At 69.1% G+C, this 15,848-nt stretch carries 11 protein-coding genes; 4 read left to right on the forward strand and 7 right to left on the reverse strand.

The window, feature by feature from the left end:
• Window positions 1–5 precede the first annotated feature (5 nt).
• The 3 genes from DDE18_RS15810 to DDE18_RS15820 form a co-directional block, all read right to left on the reverse strand.
• Entirely contained in the window at window positions 6–884 is an 879-nt protein-coding gene (locus DDE18_RS15810) for an RNA polymerase sigma-70 factor (protein ID WP_116573209.1), read from the reverse strand.
• Complete coding sequence (locus DDE18_RS15815; protein ID WP_116573210.1) at window positions 881–1,471, reverse strand: carboxymuconolactone decarboxylase family protein; 591 nt, start codon at window positions 1,469–1,471, stop codon at window positions 881–883. Before DDE18_RS15815 ends, DDE18_RS15810 begins: the two co-directional genes overlap by 4 nt.
• A 902-nt stretch (window positions 1,472–2,373) precedes the next feature.
• Window positions 2,374–3,702, reverse strand: coding sequence for a serine/threonine-protein kinase (locus DDE18_RS15820; protein WP_116573211.1), 1,329 nt, complete (start codon window positions 3,700–3,702; stop codon window positions 2,374–2,376).
• A 500-nt stretch (window positions 3,703–4,202) separates the two neighbouring features.
• Between DDE18_RS15820 and DDE18_RS15825 the strand changes: the two genes are divergently transcribed.
• The 4 genes from DDE18_RS15825 to DDE18_RS15840 all read left to right on the forward strand — a co-directional run bounded on the left by DDE18_RS15825 (window position 4,203) and on the right by DDE18_RS15840 (window position 7,430).
• On the forward strand, window positions 4,203–4,793 hold the full coding sequence (locus tag DDE18_RS15825) for a P-loop NTPase family protein (protein ID WP_116573212.1): 591 nt from the start codon (window positions 4,203–4,205) through the stop codon (window positions 4,791–4,793).
• A gap of 47 nt (window positions 4,794–4,840) precedes the next feature.
• Entirely contained in the window at window positions 4,841–5,305 is a 465-nt protein-coding gene (locus tag DDE18_RS15830) for a hypothetical protein (RefSeq protein WP_165821189.1), read from the forward strand.
• A complete protein-coding gene (locus tag DDE18_RS15835; protein WP_245916748.1) occupies window positions 5,302–6,747 on the forward strand; it encodes a type IV secretory system conjugative DNA transfer family protein in 1,446 nt (481 codons plus the stop codon). Before DDE18_RS15830 ends, DDE18_RS15835 begins: the two co-directional genes overlap by 4 nt.
• A 65-nt stretch (window positions 6,748–6,812) precedes the next feature.
• Entirely contained in the window at window positions 6,813–7,430 is a 618-nt protein-coding gene (locus tag DDE18_RS15840; protein WP_245916750.1) for a hypothetical protein, read from the forward strand.
• Between the two features lie 329 nt (window positions 7,431–7,759).
• Here DDE18_RS15840 and DDE18_RS15845 read toward each other — a convergent pair whose 3' ends face one another.
• The 4 genes from DDE18_RS15845 to mobF form a co-directional block, all read right to left on the reverse strand.
• Window positions 7,760–8,023, reverse strand: coding sequence for a hypothetical protein (locus tag DDE18_RS15845; RefSeq protein ID WP_133241242.1), 264 nt, complete (start codon window positions 8,021–8,023; stop codon window positions 7,760–7,762).
• Between the two features lie 74 nt (window positions 8,024–8,097).
• Window positions 8,098–8,790 (reverse strand): hypothetical protein, encoded by a 693-nt coding sequence (locus tag DDE18_RS15850; protein ID WP_116573217.1) that lies wholly within the window; start codon window positions 8,788–8,790, stop codon window positions 8,098–8,100.
• A 997-nt stretch (window positions 8,791–9,787) separates the two neighbouring features.
• Complete coding sequence (locus tag DDE18_RS24065) at window positions 9,788–13,867, reverse strand: AAA family ATPase (protein WP_281258394.1); 4,080 nt, start codon at window positions 13,865–13,867, stop codon at window positions 9,788–9,790.
• A 209-nt stretch (window positions 13,868–14,076) separates the two neighbouring features.
• Entirely contained in the window at window positions 14,077–15,702 is a 1,626-nt protein-coding gene (gene mobF, locus DDE18_RS23750) for a MobF family relaxase (protein ID WP_245916752.1), read from the reverse strand.
• Window positions 15,703–15,848: the final 146 nt, after the last annotated feature.

A 15,848-nucleotide genomic window follows, 5' to 3' on the forward strand; every position in this document is an offset into this window, starting at 1 on the left:
CGGTCTCACCGTCGAAGCTGGGCCACCTCGGCCAGCCGCTCGAGCTTGTGCGGGTTGCGGATCGCGAAGATCTGCCTGATCTGGCCGTCCTCGATGACGAACGACACGGCCGTGTCGTTCGCGCCGCCCGGGTCAATGCGCGCCGCGATCCCGCCGTTGAGCTCGACGACGAACGCCTTCGCCCCGGGCGCGAGCTCCGCGAAGCGGGCCATCACCGGCGCGAGCTTGGCTGCGCCGCGCACGGGCTTGGGGATCGTCGGGGCGAGGCCGCCGCCGTCGCCGACGACGAGCACGTCGGGTGCGAGCACCTCCAGCAGGCCCGGCACGTCGCCGGTGGTCAGGGCGGCAAGGAACCGTTCGACGACCTGCTCCTGCTCGGTGCGGCTTACCGACATGCGCGGGCGGCGAGCGGCCACGTGCTTGCGGGCGCGGACGGCGATCTGCCGCACCGCAGCGGGCGACTTGCCCAGCGCCTCGGCGATCTCGTCGTAGGGCACGTCGAAGACCTCGCGCAGCACAAAGACCGCACGCTCGGTCGGGAGGAGGGTCTCAAGGACCGCGAGCATGGCGATGGACACGTTCTCGGCGAGCTCGACATCCTCGGCCACGTCGGGGCTGGTGAGCAGCGGCTCGGGCAGCCACTCTCCGACGTAGTCCTCGCGCTGCCTCGCCAGCGTGCGCAGCCGGTTCAGCGACAGCCGGGCGACGATCCTGACCAGGTAGGCGCGAGGCTCACGCACCTCCGCGCGCTCGGTGTCGGTCAGCGCGGCCCACCGCAGCCAGGCCTCCTGCACCACGTCCTCGGCGTCGGCTGCCGAGCCCAGCATCTCGTAGGCGACGGTGAAGAGCAGGCTGCGGTGGGCGACGAAGGGGTCCTCGCTCATGACGCGGACGCTACTCCGGGTCGCTCGGCGAGCGGCTTCATGCCACAGGCCGCCGCGAAGCCGTCGGACTCGATGCCCAGGGCGACGTTGCCGCGCGTGGTCAGGTTGGCGAACCCGATGACAGAGGTGAGCTCGATGACCGCGGCCGGCCCCAGCTGCGCGTGCAGGCGGTCGACCAGCTCGTCGGTCACGGTGGGTGGCGTCTGGCTCATCGCCTCGGCGTACTCCAGGACGTCACGCTCCAACGGCGTGAACATGTCCGACTCACGCCACCGCGGGATCTCCCGCGCCTTGTTGACGTCAAGGCCCCGGTTGCGCGCCTCGAAGTAGTTGAAGTCCAGGCACCAGGTGCAGCCGACTAGCGAGGCGACGGCCATGTGGGCGAACGACTTCAGGCCCTCGTCGCAGGCGTCCCACTTCTCGAGCTTGCCGCCGAAGCCGAAGCTGGCGAACAGCACCTTCTGGTTGTGCCAGAACACGCCTACGGACGTCGGCACCATGCCGAGCCTCTTCTCGATCATCCGCTTGATCAGGGCTCCCTTGATGCCGGTGATCTCGGCCGGGGCGATGCGGGTGGTGTGCTCCATTGCTCCTCCTGTGTAGGTGGTCATGCCATGAAGACACCGGCCGAGCCGCGGGTGTGACACCTCGTGCGGAGCGATCTGCGAACCCGCGGGGAGGAAGTGAGCAGCCGAAGACGCCTCGCGGTCCTGGCGCGTAGGGAAGCCTGGCCCGACGAAACGCTCGAGTGCAGGGTGCCGCTAGGCCGTTGGGCGGTCAGCAACGCCCCCATCCACTAACCAGAGCCTCGCCGTCGTGCGGGAAGGGCCAAGAGCGTCGGCATCAAGGTTCTCGACCGAGGTCGTCGTGTCCCGCGGAGTTTTCGACCACTACGAGGCGGTTCGCAGGAACTGATGCTTGCTCACCCTTCGTGACATGCGGCCGTATGACGCAACACTCCGGGACACCCGACGAAGACGAGACCCAGAGTAGGACCGGTGACGCCTTGCCCGCGCCGGTCATCTGGTGTCTGCCGATTGGTCGTAATCGATGTCGCCGCGAATGCTGTGCGTCCCCTCGTGAGCAGTTCGCGCAAGGGCTCGCCATCCTGCCCGTTCGGCACCTGGCTCAGCTCTCGCAAGTCCGGCATTACGATGCAACGCCTTCGAGGAGGAGTCGCACGCACTGAAGGAACACCCTTGGGAGGGGTCTACTTCGTTCGGGTATCCGAAATACTGCGAGATGGCCTTTTGGACGATGACGAGATCTTCGGCGACATCCTTTGTGGCCGAGGATGGAGTCACGGCTCGTATCAACGGACAGCCATGGCTCGGTCCTCCCGAACGATTGGCAGCCAGGAGTGAGATGGCACCTCGAGCCAGTCGCTGACGTCGGCAAAGCGTCGCAGCAGGACGAGACCATCACCTGACGGAACTGGGCTCCACGCCATCGGTGGGCCGCGATCGGCCACCCGGGAACAGCTGATGGATCAGAATGGTGCCCACTCTGGTGCGGGAGGGGTCTCGTTCAAGGCCTCGCTCACAGTCGCGGGCAAGCTGATGGCGCGCAACTCATCTTCCACGAACGGAATACTGCCCCTATTCGCTCGGATGACCTCGGCCACCATAAGGGCCCCGGGTCCGCTCTCGCATGCGCTCTTAACCAGCCGAATGAATACGTCTCGGACGAACCACCGGTTGTGATCAGCGCCGAGCACAAGGACGCGGCTCAGGATTGAGCGCTGAATGTCATAGTCATCGACCAGGTAGTACACGCGCTCAAAGAAGGCGGCAATCGTGTCGGTGTAGGACCAGGGATGGCTCCCCTCCGCGTACTGGTCGAAGATCCGGACTACGCCGCGGAGTCCGTCAACGTCGCGTGCTGCAAAGGCCTCAAGTACAGCAGCAGGAATGTAGGGGACAAACTGCGTGTAGAGATTCAGGTCGTCACTGTTCTCCTGCAGCAGGCGATTCAATTCGTCCAATTTCGCCACATCGCCGGCCCCGACCTCTTCGAGAAGACGCTTGGCTCGCTCTGTAGGCGGCTGGAGCACGTCAGCGTCATCACTCAGGAGCTTCAACTCCCTTGCCATCTCCATCACCGTCGAATATCGACGGTCAGGATCGTTCTGCGTGGCCTTCTGGATGATGTATCGATGCCGCGGTGGCACACTGGCCATATCCAATGCCGGGAAGGGCAGTTTGCCTGTAAGTAGCTCGTACAGAATCTTGCCAAGCGCGTAGACGTCAGCGCGCGCATCAACTTGATGCGCGTCGGTGAATTGCTCGGGAGCACCGTAGGCGAGAGTTCCCATGCCGACATTCGTCATGGTGAGCGTTGTGCTGTCCGACCCCAATTGACGGCTCAACCCGAAGTCAGAGACCTGCGCTGCGCCGTCGATGAAGAGGACGTTCTCCGGCTTGAGATCCCGATGCAAGACTCCTTCGGAATGCGCATACTCCATCGCTTCGAGGATCTGGCTGAAGACGGCGAGTGCCTCCGATTCGGGCAACCCAGACGAGTTCGCCTGGATCTTGGTGCGCAGCGATGAGTCGGCCCACGGCATGTAGTACCAAGGCGGGTCGTCGGCACTGTTGTGTCCGAGAACCCGAACGATATTGGGATGCGAGAGCGTTGCCTGGCAACGAACCTCGCGCAGGAACCTCTTGCGGTCTCCATCGGGATCGAGGCTTTGCGGGTTCGGAGTCAGATACTTCATGGCGACCTTAACCCCGGTACCCGCGACCTCGCCCTCCCAGACCGTGCCTTGGCCCCCAGCCTGAACCTGGGCCTTCCTGATGATCTGAACGCTCGCCACCGCTTGCTACCTCTCCGCGTGTCTCCCCGGACACCGCGAACGGAACCATATGTGCATAGGGCACCACGCGACTGGGCTTTGCTCTTCTTGCTCTGGCTCGGCCGCCGCGCGACACGAGCAACGCGAGTGGCTGTCAAGGACACGAGGCGATGACCCCGCCGACCTGTCCGAGCTGGGCGTTCGACTCGTTGGGTCGTCGTGGGGCAGGGGTTGCGTCGGTGTCGCGGGTAAGCGAGCCGAATGCCTTGGCGTTAGCCGGTGGAGGTCGCGGTCATTTTCGAGGCAGATCCTCGGCGGACTGCGTCCTGGGCGTTATGGGCTAGGTCGGCTCACTCGACGTCGCATCTAGGCGCCAAACCCGTCTCGGGACGGCGCGAGGTCCTTGACTTGTCGTCCAGGACCTTGGGACCGTGGACAGAGCGCGCGATCGCGGTCTGGGACGCGTGGACAGTCGCACTCGCCGTGTCCGGCCTGGGTGAACTGGTGTTGCTCTTCACGGCATGGAGCTTCGCATCGGCACCACGCTGGACAACCGCCCGGTGGGGTTCGACACGGCCAGCAGGAGGCCGTTCGTCCTGGTCGGAGACCCTGGGCGCGGCAAGACGACGTGGGCGCGGTTCCTCGCGCGGTGGTGGCTGGCGGGGACCACCCGTCACGTCCACGTGTTCGCTGCCAGGCCCGCGGAATGGGCCGACCTGCGCTGCGACCTGACTGGCGTAACAGACCTGGGGCCGGCCGGCTCGATAGTCGGCGAAGGTTGCGCTCCGTGCACCTGTCTGGTCATCGTCGACGACATCGAACGGGCCCCCGGGGGCGTGGCCCGTTTCCTGCCAGTGGGCCGAGGAGCGGTGGTCATCACCTCCCACGGCGGCAACCTCGAGGAGCTGGCGCAGCTGCCGTCCGGGTTCGATTGCCTCGGCCTCCTCAGCCCCGCCGTCGACGGCCCCGACCTGCGGGTCTTCGAAGGACAGGGTCGGCTTGACTGGCCGGCCGAGACGGTCCCGGTCATCCCTGACCACCGCGGAGCAAACGACTTGCCCTGCCACCGCTGGCACCTGTCGGAGGCGGCCACGGGGATGGTGGACCGGTGAGCATGGAACGGTCGCGGGGCGAACGGTTCGCGTCGCAGCGGGTGCCGTTGACGTGGGAGATCCCGGTCGCCGTAGCCGTGTTCACGGTGCTGATGGTCATGCTCATCCCACTAGGTGTGCAAGCCGTCGTGGGCTGGGTGGTGGCCGGCGAGTTCGCCTGGCCGGCCGGCCGCCTCGGCGGTGCTGTGCTGGGGCTGCTGCACGGTCAGTTCGCTGTGGGTTTGCCGGTCCACGTGGCTGGGCGCATGCCCGCCGATGGGGTCATGTGGGTCCTGGCCATTGTGGGAGAGGGGATCGTGCTCGGCGCGGCTCTCGTGGTGGGCCTGTGGATGCGCGATGTCATGGGTGGCACCCGGGTTCGCCACGGCCTGGCTACCAGCGCCCTGTCCGCTGACGCCCTCGGGCTCCCACGGTTGCGGAGGAGCGCCGCGGTGATCCGCCCCGACCTGTACGCCCGACGCCGCCCCTGGTCGGGGCCGCGATGCGTGAGAAGAGGAGGGCCTTTCCGGTGAAGCGACCGCTGATAGACCCCCGTCAGGTCGGGTGGCGGCTGGGCAAGGCCGGCCGGAGCGGCCCGGAGCTGTGGGTGCCGTTCGACCGCACCACCTGCGTGATCGGCCCGCAGGGGTCCGGCAAGACGCTCGACCTTCTCGTGCCGGCTCTGCTGGGGGCTCCGGGCGGGGCGTTGGTCACGCTGACCAAACCCGAGGACCTGTTTCTGACCCTCGAGGTACGGCAGCATGATGGCCGGCCGGTGGCCGTCCTCGACCCGTTCAATCTCGCCCCGGGCACTCCGGAGCTGGTGTGGGATCCGATCCTCGGCTGCGAGGACGCGATGCTCGCAGAGCGGCGGGCGAAGGCCTTCGCGGCGGGCACGGTCAAGGGCGCAACTGCGCAGTCCACCGACCAGGCCGCCCGCTTCTATGCGGGGGAGTGCGCGAAGGTGCTGCAGGCGTACCTCCACGCAGCGGCAATCGCCGGCATCGGGCTCGAGGACGTGCTCACGTGGGTCTCCAGCCCGCGCCAGTACCCGCAGGCGGAGGAGATCCTGCGCACCCATCCCGCGGCTGAGCCGCTGTGGGACGGCCTGCTGCGCGGCGCCCTGTACGGGGACGAGCGGACCGCGGGCAACACGATCACCACGGTGCAGCAGGCAATGGCGCTGTTCTTCCAGCGATCCATCCGGGAGCGATGCGTGCCTTCGGCGCGGCGGCCGGCCACTGACCTTGCGGCGCTGATCGGGGCCGGCGGCACCATCTACCTGCTCGGCCGTGACGACCCCTACGCCAGCGCGTCCCCGTTGATGACCGCGGTCACCGAGCAGATTCTCGACATCGCCAAGCGGCTGGGGGAAACCTCCCCACACGGACGGCTGTGCCCACCGTTCCTCGCGTGCCTGGACGAACTGCCTTCCACCGCGCCGATCCCGACGCTGTCAACGCGAATGGCCAACGAGCGCGCCCTCGGGCTCAGCTTCATCCTGGCCGCGCAGACGTGGCGGCAGCTGGTGCTCTGCTACGGCGAGGACGAGGCCCGCACCATCTATGGCCTTTCCAACAACCTGGTCGTCTTCGGTGGCGGCAAGGACATTCGCTTCTACCAGGAGCTCTCCGACCTGATCGGGTCGGTCACCACAACCGAGACCCGCTACTCCTCGCGCGGCAACGGCTGGTTTGGCGTCCCCGACCCCTCCTGGGAGCAGCGGCGGGTACCCATCGTTGAACCCGCCGAGCTGCGGCGCATCGAACAGCGAAAGGCCCTGGTGCTCTCGGAGATGTACGACCCGATCATCGCGAACCTGCACCGCTGCATCGACGGCCGCCACGGCAAGGAGCTCCTCGCCGCCCAGAGGCGCGCCCGCTTCACCGCCCGCTCCACCACGCCAGGGACCGCGACCGAGTCCCAGACCGAGAGCCCAGCACAGACCAGGCCGCGCCGCGGGCTACCCAAGTGAGGTGAACCTTCCGTGACGACGATCGCCCGGGCCCGACCGCGGGACTGCCAGCTCGCCCCGGCCCCTTGGGCGACTACGCCTCATCCAAGACCGGTGGCGGAATGATGTCGCCGGCCGGGCTGATGGTGCGGCCCTTCCCCGAGCCCGGCCCGGCCGTCCGGACCGCGATACAGCAGCTGCAGCACGCGAGCTTCGCGCCGCCCGTCGACGAGGACGCGGTGCGCGAGTTGGCACAGATTCCTCGGCCGTGGGACCCCGGCTCCTGCACGGGCAAGATCCGCTCCGAGCTGTGGGAATGGCTGGACCTAGTGGCGATGTGGGTCAACGAGCAGCACCTGTGGAACCTGGCCCGGCCGGGAATCCCCGAGTGTTGGCCGGCGCACCCGCATCTGGTGCACGACCTTGCCGTGCTGGCTTGCGGGCGCCACTACACAAGGTTCGCGCTGACGCCGGCAGCGCTGGAGGACTGGCACCGCTACGCCCTGCCGGGCTTCCTCGAGCGGCTCCACGACCGGCTCGGCGACGGCTGCCAGCCCGGCAAGCATCAACCGCGTCCGCGCCACGACCGCGACGAAACCCATGCGGCCACGCCCCAGCGGCAGGGCCGGCGACAGCGGTACACCGACGACGTCGACCGGGCAGCGGCTGCGGCAGCAATGGCCGATCTTCACGAGACGTGGTAGCCATGACGAAGACCACGCCCACACCCGACAGCAGCTGCGAAGGCCGCCAGCTCAGGCTGATCGAGAACCCCCACCCCGGTACAACTTCTGGCCAGGACGAGGCCAGATCAAGCGCCACTACCGTGTGGTCGAGACGGACTACAGGGACCTTTACGGCATGAGTCGGGCGTGCGCTACGAGGGGCAGCGCGTGGATGAGCCACGCTACGAAGAGCCCAAAGCCGAGTCGTCGAGGTTGCACGCTGGGCGATTCGCAGCCTGCGCAACTGGGACCGGGCGGTTCCCGAATGGCTGACGGAACTGGTGGGCTGATCTCCGTCAACCCGCACGTCAATCTCGTGGCTCGAGCATGGCGGCGGACACCCACATGGTGACCAGGGACCAGCCGCCCGCCTCGTCGGGTGCGACGACCGCGATGTAGCCCTCCCATGGGGCGTCAGGTGTCGTACGCCTCCAGGAGAGCAGCAGCGCTGCCTGACGGCCGCAGGGACCGACGTACCAGCAGTGCCGGACCTCGGGTGCGGCCGGCGGGTCCTGGCGGGCGCGGGTGTTCGCGACGCGCTGGGCGAGGGGCTCGCCTCGTCGAGAGCTCATGCCGCCGGCCATGGGGTCCAGCGTGCCACCGGGATCCGACACCTCGAGCGGCTCTCGTCCGGAACAGCAGCTTGTCAGCGAAAGGTGATCGTGCGTGAGGTCGATCCGGTCCGTTCGCTGTTGGATGCGGTGACGGCGCGGACCTTAACCCGGCCCCCGAGATAGCGGGCTCTGATCACAGCGCGCCCCCGGTCGTTCGTGTACGTCTTCGTGCCTGGGACGGTACGCCACGCGCCGCTGCGCTTGGATTGCAGCTTCACCGAGGCATAGGGAGTACCGAAGTAGCCGGCGGGGCGTTCGTCGCGCGAGGTGACAATGAAGCGGACTGGCTGGCCCTTATCTGGGTCGCGGGGGCGGGCCTTGATGCGGGTAATGGTCATCGGGAGTCGGAAGGTGGCCGAGCTCGGTGTCGCGGTGATGGGCACGCAGTCGTAGTCCGCATTGCAGGCCGTACCGGAGCCGGTGATGGTGTAGGTCCCGGGCAGGTTGGGGTCCTCGCAGAGGAAGAACGTGCTGCCAGCGTCTCCGGCATCGACATAGGCGGTGTCAGCCTCGTTCCCGTCGGGGCCGGTGAGGACCAGATTGACCCACCAGTCTGCATGCCCCGGCGGCGGCGCCACGGTGATGGTGAAGGGGTAGTCGCCACAGGGGTCGTACAGAACGCCTCCGGGCATGGTCACCACGACTTCTCCGGCGGCCGCAGCGGGTGCTGCGGGGGTGAAGGCGAGAGTGAGCGCCAAGGTGAGGCTGGCGACAATCCAGCGCATGTCTGTGAGGCTACGCCGAAAGGGGCGCGTGTCTACCTCCCGAATCAAGAGGCCTGGGACGTCGTGGTGGAGGTCATCCGCACCTGGTGATCGGCGCGGCCTCTGGCGTGTGGCCTTCACCCCGTGAGTCAGGCGGGCTGTCCAGGCACGCGCATGGGGGATGGGGCGCCGGGACAGCCACCGCGCCGAGAAATAGCGGGGGTCAGGTGGCGCGCCAGAGACGCGGGAAGCTACCGCCTGTCGTGCACCGGCCTGATCTGGGCGTCACGGCCGCTCTCGCGGGCGTGAACGCACGACCCGCCGCGTCTTGGCGTTGTCACGCATCACCCAGGAGCGCGGGGCCGGGGCGTGCACCAGCCTCAGCCCGGCGACTACGTGCTGATCCATAGCCGTCGCACTCGCACGCGCTGCCGCCCTCAGTTCGACACTCCTTGAGCGCCGGATACTTGTGTGCGACAGAGCTACTGCCGCCTCAGCACCATAGTCATCAGCACGGCCGCGAACCGGCATTCATCGGAATAGCGGGTGCCAGAAGATGCCGTGCTGTTCGGCGTCGTCGATCCTCTCGATGAGTGCATCCGCGACGCTGATGGGCCCTTCCAAGATGGCAGTCAGGTCGTAGCCGTCGATGAGTACAAGGTTGTTGCGAGACCCTCGCGCGACGTTGCGCAGGTGGTCAAGGAACGCCGTCGTTGTAGCCGGCCATCGAAACGAAGAGGCCGCGGGTGCTCTCGAGTTTGCTGTCGACGTTGGCCTTGAACTTGACCAGATCACCAAAGTCCGGGCCGCTGCTACGCCTTATGGCTTCCACCAAGTACGTGAATCCCCGGAAGTGGAACTAGCCACCAGACCTGCCGTGATCCGGATGCGTCAAGTCGCCGCCTTTGACTTGCCACAGCCCGGCTCCGGCCCGCACGCTTCTTAACGTCCGCCGTGCGCCTGTGCTTGCCGGTCGCGGGGCGTTGTTACCTCAGAACGATCTGGAGCGAGGCGGGGCCTAGCGGGTTGGTCCTTCGGCATCCGGCCGCGGCATTGCGTTTTCATGCCTGGTGGCTGGTGCGGGCGGGATGGGGGCCGGCTGCTTTCTGGGTACGGTCGCGGGGGTGCCTCGCATGGTGTCAAGACGCGGCGTGTGGACTCGTTCTTGCAGTTCGTCGAGTCGGGCGTGGGTGTAGGCGGCGCGGTTGCGGTCGCGGTCGATGCTTTCGGTGAGGGTGTGGTGTTCGAGGAGGCCGGGGGAGAGGTGGAGTCGTCGGTTGGGTCGGGTGAAGGCGTCGGGCCAGGTGTCGGGGCCGCGGGCCGCGAGGATGCGAGCGGACTGCTGGACGATGCTTTGGCGTGTGTGGGGGTCGGACCAGTGGCCGGCGGTGCGGAGCAGCTCTTCGATCATGGCGTCGCCGAGCGGAACGCGGTGGGTGAGGGCAGCTTCGATGGCGGCGGCGCCGTGGGTCTCGTACAAGCTAGCGGGGTCGAGTCCGGCAGGTAGGGCGAGAACAGTGGGGTCGAGGTCGGCGGTGGTGAGGTTCCAGAAGGCGGTCTGGGCGGCCTTCCAGCCAGCCACGTCGGCGTCGGTGGCCACGGCGACACGGTCGCGGCCGGAGCCGGGGCTGAGGTGGCGGAGCAGGATCTTGATCTGGTGGGTGGTCAGGGCGGTGCCCATCGGGGCCAGCCCGATGGCGGTGCCGCGGCTGCCGAGGGTGATCGCGTAGGCGTCGAGGGGGCCTTCGACCAGGACGGGGAGCGCACCGGCGGCGAGCGCCTCGCGGGCTTCGGGGTAGCCGAAGAGGGCTTCGCCTTTGGTGAAGATCAGGGTGTTCTTGGTGTTGAGGTACTTGGGTCCGGCGTAGTCGCGTTCGCCTTTAGTGGGGTTGCGGCGGCCGAGGAACCCGATGACGGCGCGGCCGTCGGGGTCGTCGGGGTCGCGGATGGGCAGGATGAGGCGGTCGCGGAAGGCGTCGATGCATTCGGTGGTGCCGTCGCGTAGGTCGCGGAGGCGGATGAGTCCGGCCTGCTCGAGTTCGTCGAGGGTGGCGCCCAGGCTGGTGAGGTGGGTGAGCAGGCTGCGTGGCCCGGGGGGTGCGTATCCGGCGGTGAAGCGCGGGTGGTCGAGCAGGTCGGTGCCCAGGCGTGCGCGTAGGTAGCCGGGTGCCCAGGAGCGCGGGTAGCGGGATTGGTAGTAGGCGAGTGCCTGCTGGTTGAGCTCGAGGAGGCGGGCGGTCGGGACCTGACCGGGGTCGGGGAAGGCGAACTCGGCGTCGACCTCGGATTCTGTTTCCCAGGGCGGCGTGTGGTGGAAGGGGTTGTTCGCGATCGCGTCGAGTGCGTCGAACGCCGGCTGGTTCTCCGGGTCGTTCCCGGCGTCGTTGGGTGGCTCGGCGTTCCGGTGGATCTGGTGGTACTCCGCCGCGGTGGGCTGGTGGGTGATGATGCCCGTGTCGGTGTCGCGGTAGAGGGCGGTCAAGAGCTCGTCGAGGTCCTCGGGCGGGGCCAGGTCTGGCTCGTACTCGGCCGCGGCCGCCGGGCCCATCTCGCCGTCGAACGCAGTGGTTCCGTAGTGGGAGTCGTGGTCGTGGGGCGGGTCGGTGAGGAGGGCGATGCGTAGGACGAGGGCGTCGGCAACCTCGACGCCGGTCAGGGTGCCGTCCTGGGGGATCCCGGCCAGTCCGGCGGTGAGAATCTCGGCGGGGGTCCAGCCGTGGTGGAGGCAGGCTTCGTCGACGGCGGCGACCAGCGCCGGCCAGGCGTGGGAGTGCAGGAGGTAGTCGGCCCTGGCCGGGCCGAGGAGGTCGGTCAGATCCTGACGCCAGGTGGGCTTGAGCAGGTCGGCGGAGTGCTGGTCGGCGTCCAGGGCGGCCGGGCCGAGGTGGGGGACCAGCCGCCACCAGAGCGCGGCGGCCGGGTGTTCGTCTGGCAGCGGCCGGGCCCCCCCATTTCTGTTGGGGTCGGGCGCGGCGGCCGCGGGCTGGCCTGTGAGGGGAGAGTGGGTGGTGGGGTCGGTGGCCAGGGCTTGGGTGATGTAGTCGGCCACGGGGAGTCCGGCGCGTTCAAGGCGGGCCAGCCGGAGGCAGAGTGGGGTGATCCAGGGGTCGGTGCGGACCGGTTCGGGCAAGGCCTGGTACCAGCTGCGCTGGGCGAAGGGGTAGCTCGGCCGGGCTTGGCGGACGGCCCGGTTCAGGGCGGCCTGGTAGTCCCCGGGGGCACCGATGGTGCGTTGCCCGGTGGGCCGCAGGTCGGTGCCGGGGGTGTCGGTGACGGCTCGCCACACGGCGAGTTGGGCGCGCAGATCTGCGTCGGAGTCTTCGAGGAAGGGCTGGGCCCAGGCGGGTGCCGTGCCGCCGGTCCAACTGTGGGCGAAGTCGGTGACGGCGCCGGCGCGGTCGAGGACCTGCTGGTGTCGCGCGCCCAGGTAGGGGCCCCAGTCCAGGTCGTCGGCGAGCCGGGCCGGGATGCCGGGCAGCCACGGCAGCGGACCCACCGAGCTGGAACTGGAACCAAGGGGCGTGCCATCGGCGCCGGACTCGGACTCGTAGAGGTGGTGGTCGATGCGGGCGTCGAGGACAGCGGCGGGGTCGTGGGCATCGGCGAGCGATCCTGCCCGGACGGCGTGGGTGAGCAGGGTCAGCGGGTTGTGGTCGTCGAGGGCGAGGAGGGCGAGGTGGGAGCGGAGGGTGGGCCAGGCGGGTGCGTCGACCAGGCTGGTCTCCAGGCCGGTGGAGAGGGCGTCGGCGTGGGCGTCGATGCGTGCCATGCCGGCGGGTCCGATGAGCTGTTCGGCGCCGTAGGTCAGGGCGTCGTGGTAGCGGGCGGCGGCCTCCTGGAGCAGCCGGCTCGGGTCGGTCTGGTCCCGGGCGGCGGTGGTGGCCGAGACCCGGGAGCCGTCGCGGCGCAGGATCTCGGTGAGCTTGTCCAGCGCGGTGGGTGGGATGAGTGCCTCGGGGCGGATCAGGGTGTGGGGGTCGCCGTCGCCTATGACGGGTAGGTAGAGGTGGTTGGCGAGCTGGCCGCGGGAGAGCGCGACGTAGAGCAGGTTGCGGTCCTCCTCGCCGGTCAGCAAGACGTGGCAGGTGCCGGTGGTGATGCCCTGGGCGCCATGCACGGTGGTGGCATAGCCCAGCTGGACCTTCGTGGCGGCGTAGTCGGCCGGGAGGGTGATGGTCTTGCCGAGCCGGTCGTGGACCACGGTCAGGGAGCCGTCGAGGTGCACCCGGTCGACGGTCCACCGGTCGCCGTTCTTGACCCAGTCGGTGCTGCTCAGGGCCAGCAGCCGGTTGTTCTCCCGGGTGATCACCGGGTCGCCAGCCGAGACCCGGGTGCCGTCGGCGAAGGTGAGGAAGCGGCCGATCTGGTCTTCGGTCTGCCCGGCGATTCTGTCGTGGCGGGCCCGGGTGTTGAGCTCGGCGACCAGCTCGCGGGTCGGGGCGATAAGCAGGGTGTCGGTCCCTGCGGCGTGGTCGGCGGCCCAGGCGGCGTAGGCCTGGTCGGTGCACGAGCCCAGGTCGCCGACGTGGATCCGGCCGCGGTCGGCGTAGAACCCCAGCGCGGCGGGGTCCCCGTCGCGGACGGCCAGGGTGGCGGCGGCTTCGGCGACGTTGAGGCTGCCGTCGGGGTGCAGGAAGCGGCGGACTTCGCTGAGGGTGACGGCGCCGACCTGGTGGGCGAGGTCGCGCAGCACCCCGCCGGCCGCGACGGAGCCGAGCTGTCGGTCGTCCCCGATGAGCCGCACCTGACCACCGCGGGCGGTGATGTAGTCGATCACGGCGGCCAGGTCGGTGGTGGCAGCCATCCCGGCCTCATCGATCAGCACGAGCGTGGTGTGGTCGATCTCCTCCACCCAGCCGGGCGCGGCGCCGTGGCGGAGGTGCCAGACCAGCTTGGCCAGGGTGTCGCTCGGAACCGGTTCGCGCGCCGCGTGGTTGATGGCGGTGCCCAGCTGCTCGGCGGCGACGGCCGAGGGAGCCAGCCCGATGACGGTGCCGCCGGCGTCCTGCCAGGCGCGGGTGAGGACCCGCAAGGCGGTGGTCTTGCCGGTCCCGGCCGGTGCCAGCGCGAGCTGGAGCTGGCGTCCGCTGGTGGCCATCTCCCGCACCAGGGCCTGCTGGGCCGCATTCAGGATGATCCCGTTGGCGGCGGTTTCGGCGATCGCGATGCCGACCCGGACCGGGTTGATCCGGCGGCCGCCGCCCCGCCGTGCGGCGGCGAGGATCCGTTGCTCGGCCTCGAGGACCGCGCGGGAGGTGTAGAGCCGGGCACCGGCCAGGCTGTAGACGCTGGCGCCGTCCTCCCGGGTCAGGGCTGCGGGGATGGCGACACCGAGCCGGGCGGCCTGCTGGGGGTCGGTGAGCGGATCCGTGTTCTGGAAGGCGATCGAGTGCTCGTCGATCGCGGCCGCGACCACCCGGTCGACGGCGGTTTCGAGGGCACCGAGCCCGATCCCGCACGTGCGGGCCTGCCGGGCGGCTTCGGCGCGCAGGTGCCAGACCTGCCAGGTGGCGCGGTCCTCGGCGACCCGCTCGACGACCGCCTCCGCGGTCTGCGCGACCCACTGTTCGGTGACCTGTTGCACGTCGGGGCGGTGCCCGAGCACGGCGTCGACCATCCGGGCGACCGCCGACTCCGAGCCCAGGATGGTGACGGCCTCGCGCCGCCAGGCGGTGCGCTGCTCGGCCTCGGAGCGGGGGGCGTGCTTGGCCTGCCGGGTCTGCTCCCACGCCTGCTGGCCCAAGGTGACGGCCTCGCCCTCGGTGGGGGACGACCGTGCTCGGCCTGGAACGCGGCCGCTAGCTCCCGGCGGCGGGCGTCGATCGCCTGGTGGCGCCGGGACCAGGCGATGGCCAGCCGCTCGTCGATGCCGACGATCTCCCGCACCGGACGCTTGCCGGCGCCGGTCTTCAAGCCGGCGTCGCGGGCGGCGAACCGCACCCCGAGCCGGGCGACGAGCTCGCGCTCGAGCAGGGTGTTGTACGTCTCCGACAGGGTGACGTTGGCCTTGTAGAGCACCCGGCCATCGACCGCCAGCCACCGTCCCTCGGCGTCCTGAACCTTGTTGCTGACCGCCACGTGCGTATGCAGATGAGGGTCGGAAGAGCGCGCGTCGCGGTGCGTGAACATGCCCGCGATCAGGCCGTGGGCCTTGACCTGCTGGATGCCGCCGCGCCCGCGGCGGGTGTACAGGACTTCCTGCTCCAGCCACTCCAGCGTCTTCTGCACGGCGGCGTGGTGGGCGTCCTCGACCTGCTTGGCGACGTCGCGATCGGCCAGCGCCCACAGCGTCGAGGCCGACTTCACCGGCGTGAAAGTGAGGTCATACCCGGCGACCGCGGTCGTCTGCTGCCGGATCGCCTTGGCCATGAACCCGCCCCGCTCGCGGTCATCCAGCGGCGCGCGGCCGTGCTCCTGGGCGAACAGCTCGTCGCCCAGCTGGGTGCGGATCTGGGCCCGCACCTCGGCCGGGACAGGGGTCTTCCAGTGCTTGCCCTGCGCGTAGTTGTAGGTGGTGTAGCGGCGCGCGGACTCCTGTACGAACTCCGGGGCATTGCCCCGGTAGACCGCGAACACCCGTCCCAGCTGGGAGGCCCTCTTGGCGGCGAACACGCTCTTGCCCGCGTCCAGCGCGGCGTTCTCGAGCCGCTCGGCGTCGGGGTGCCGGCCCTCGCCGAACAGGTTCCGCATCTGCTGCTCGGTGACCTCGGTCCCGACCTCGAGGCCGAGCGCGGCGAGTCCGGCGCCGAACCAGCGGCCCGGCGACTCGCCCTTCTCGGTGTAGTAGTCGGCCAACCCGCGGTGACCGCGGTCGGTCGCGTCGTGCACGGCGACCTGGCGAGTCAGGTAGGTGTACCCGTCGCCCGCGGTCAGCTTGTGCAGCCCCATCACACCCCGGAACAGCCACCCCGCACGGCCGAAATCGGACGCCACACAGTCAGCCGGGTCCGAGAGTGGGCCCCTATGTTGCAAGGGGTCTGTGCCGGCCTATTGGAGTTAGCCTGTGTGGCAGGTGGGTGCGGGCGAACGCTTGAGCGAAGAGCGGGCTCGAGGCTGGAAGGTCCGTCACGCCGCTGGCT

The organism is Nocardioides gansuensis, from assembly GCF_003076135.1.
GTDB classification, from domain to species: Bacteria; Actinomycetota; Actinomycetes; order Propionibacteriales; family Nocardioidaceae; genus Nocardioides; species Nocardioides gansuensis.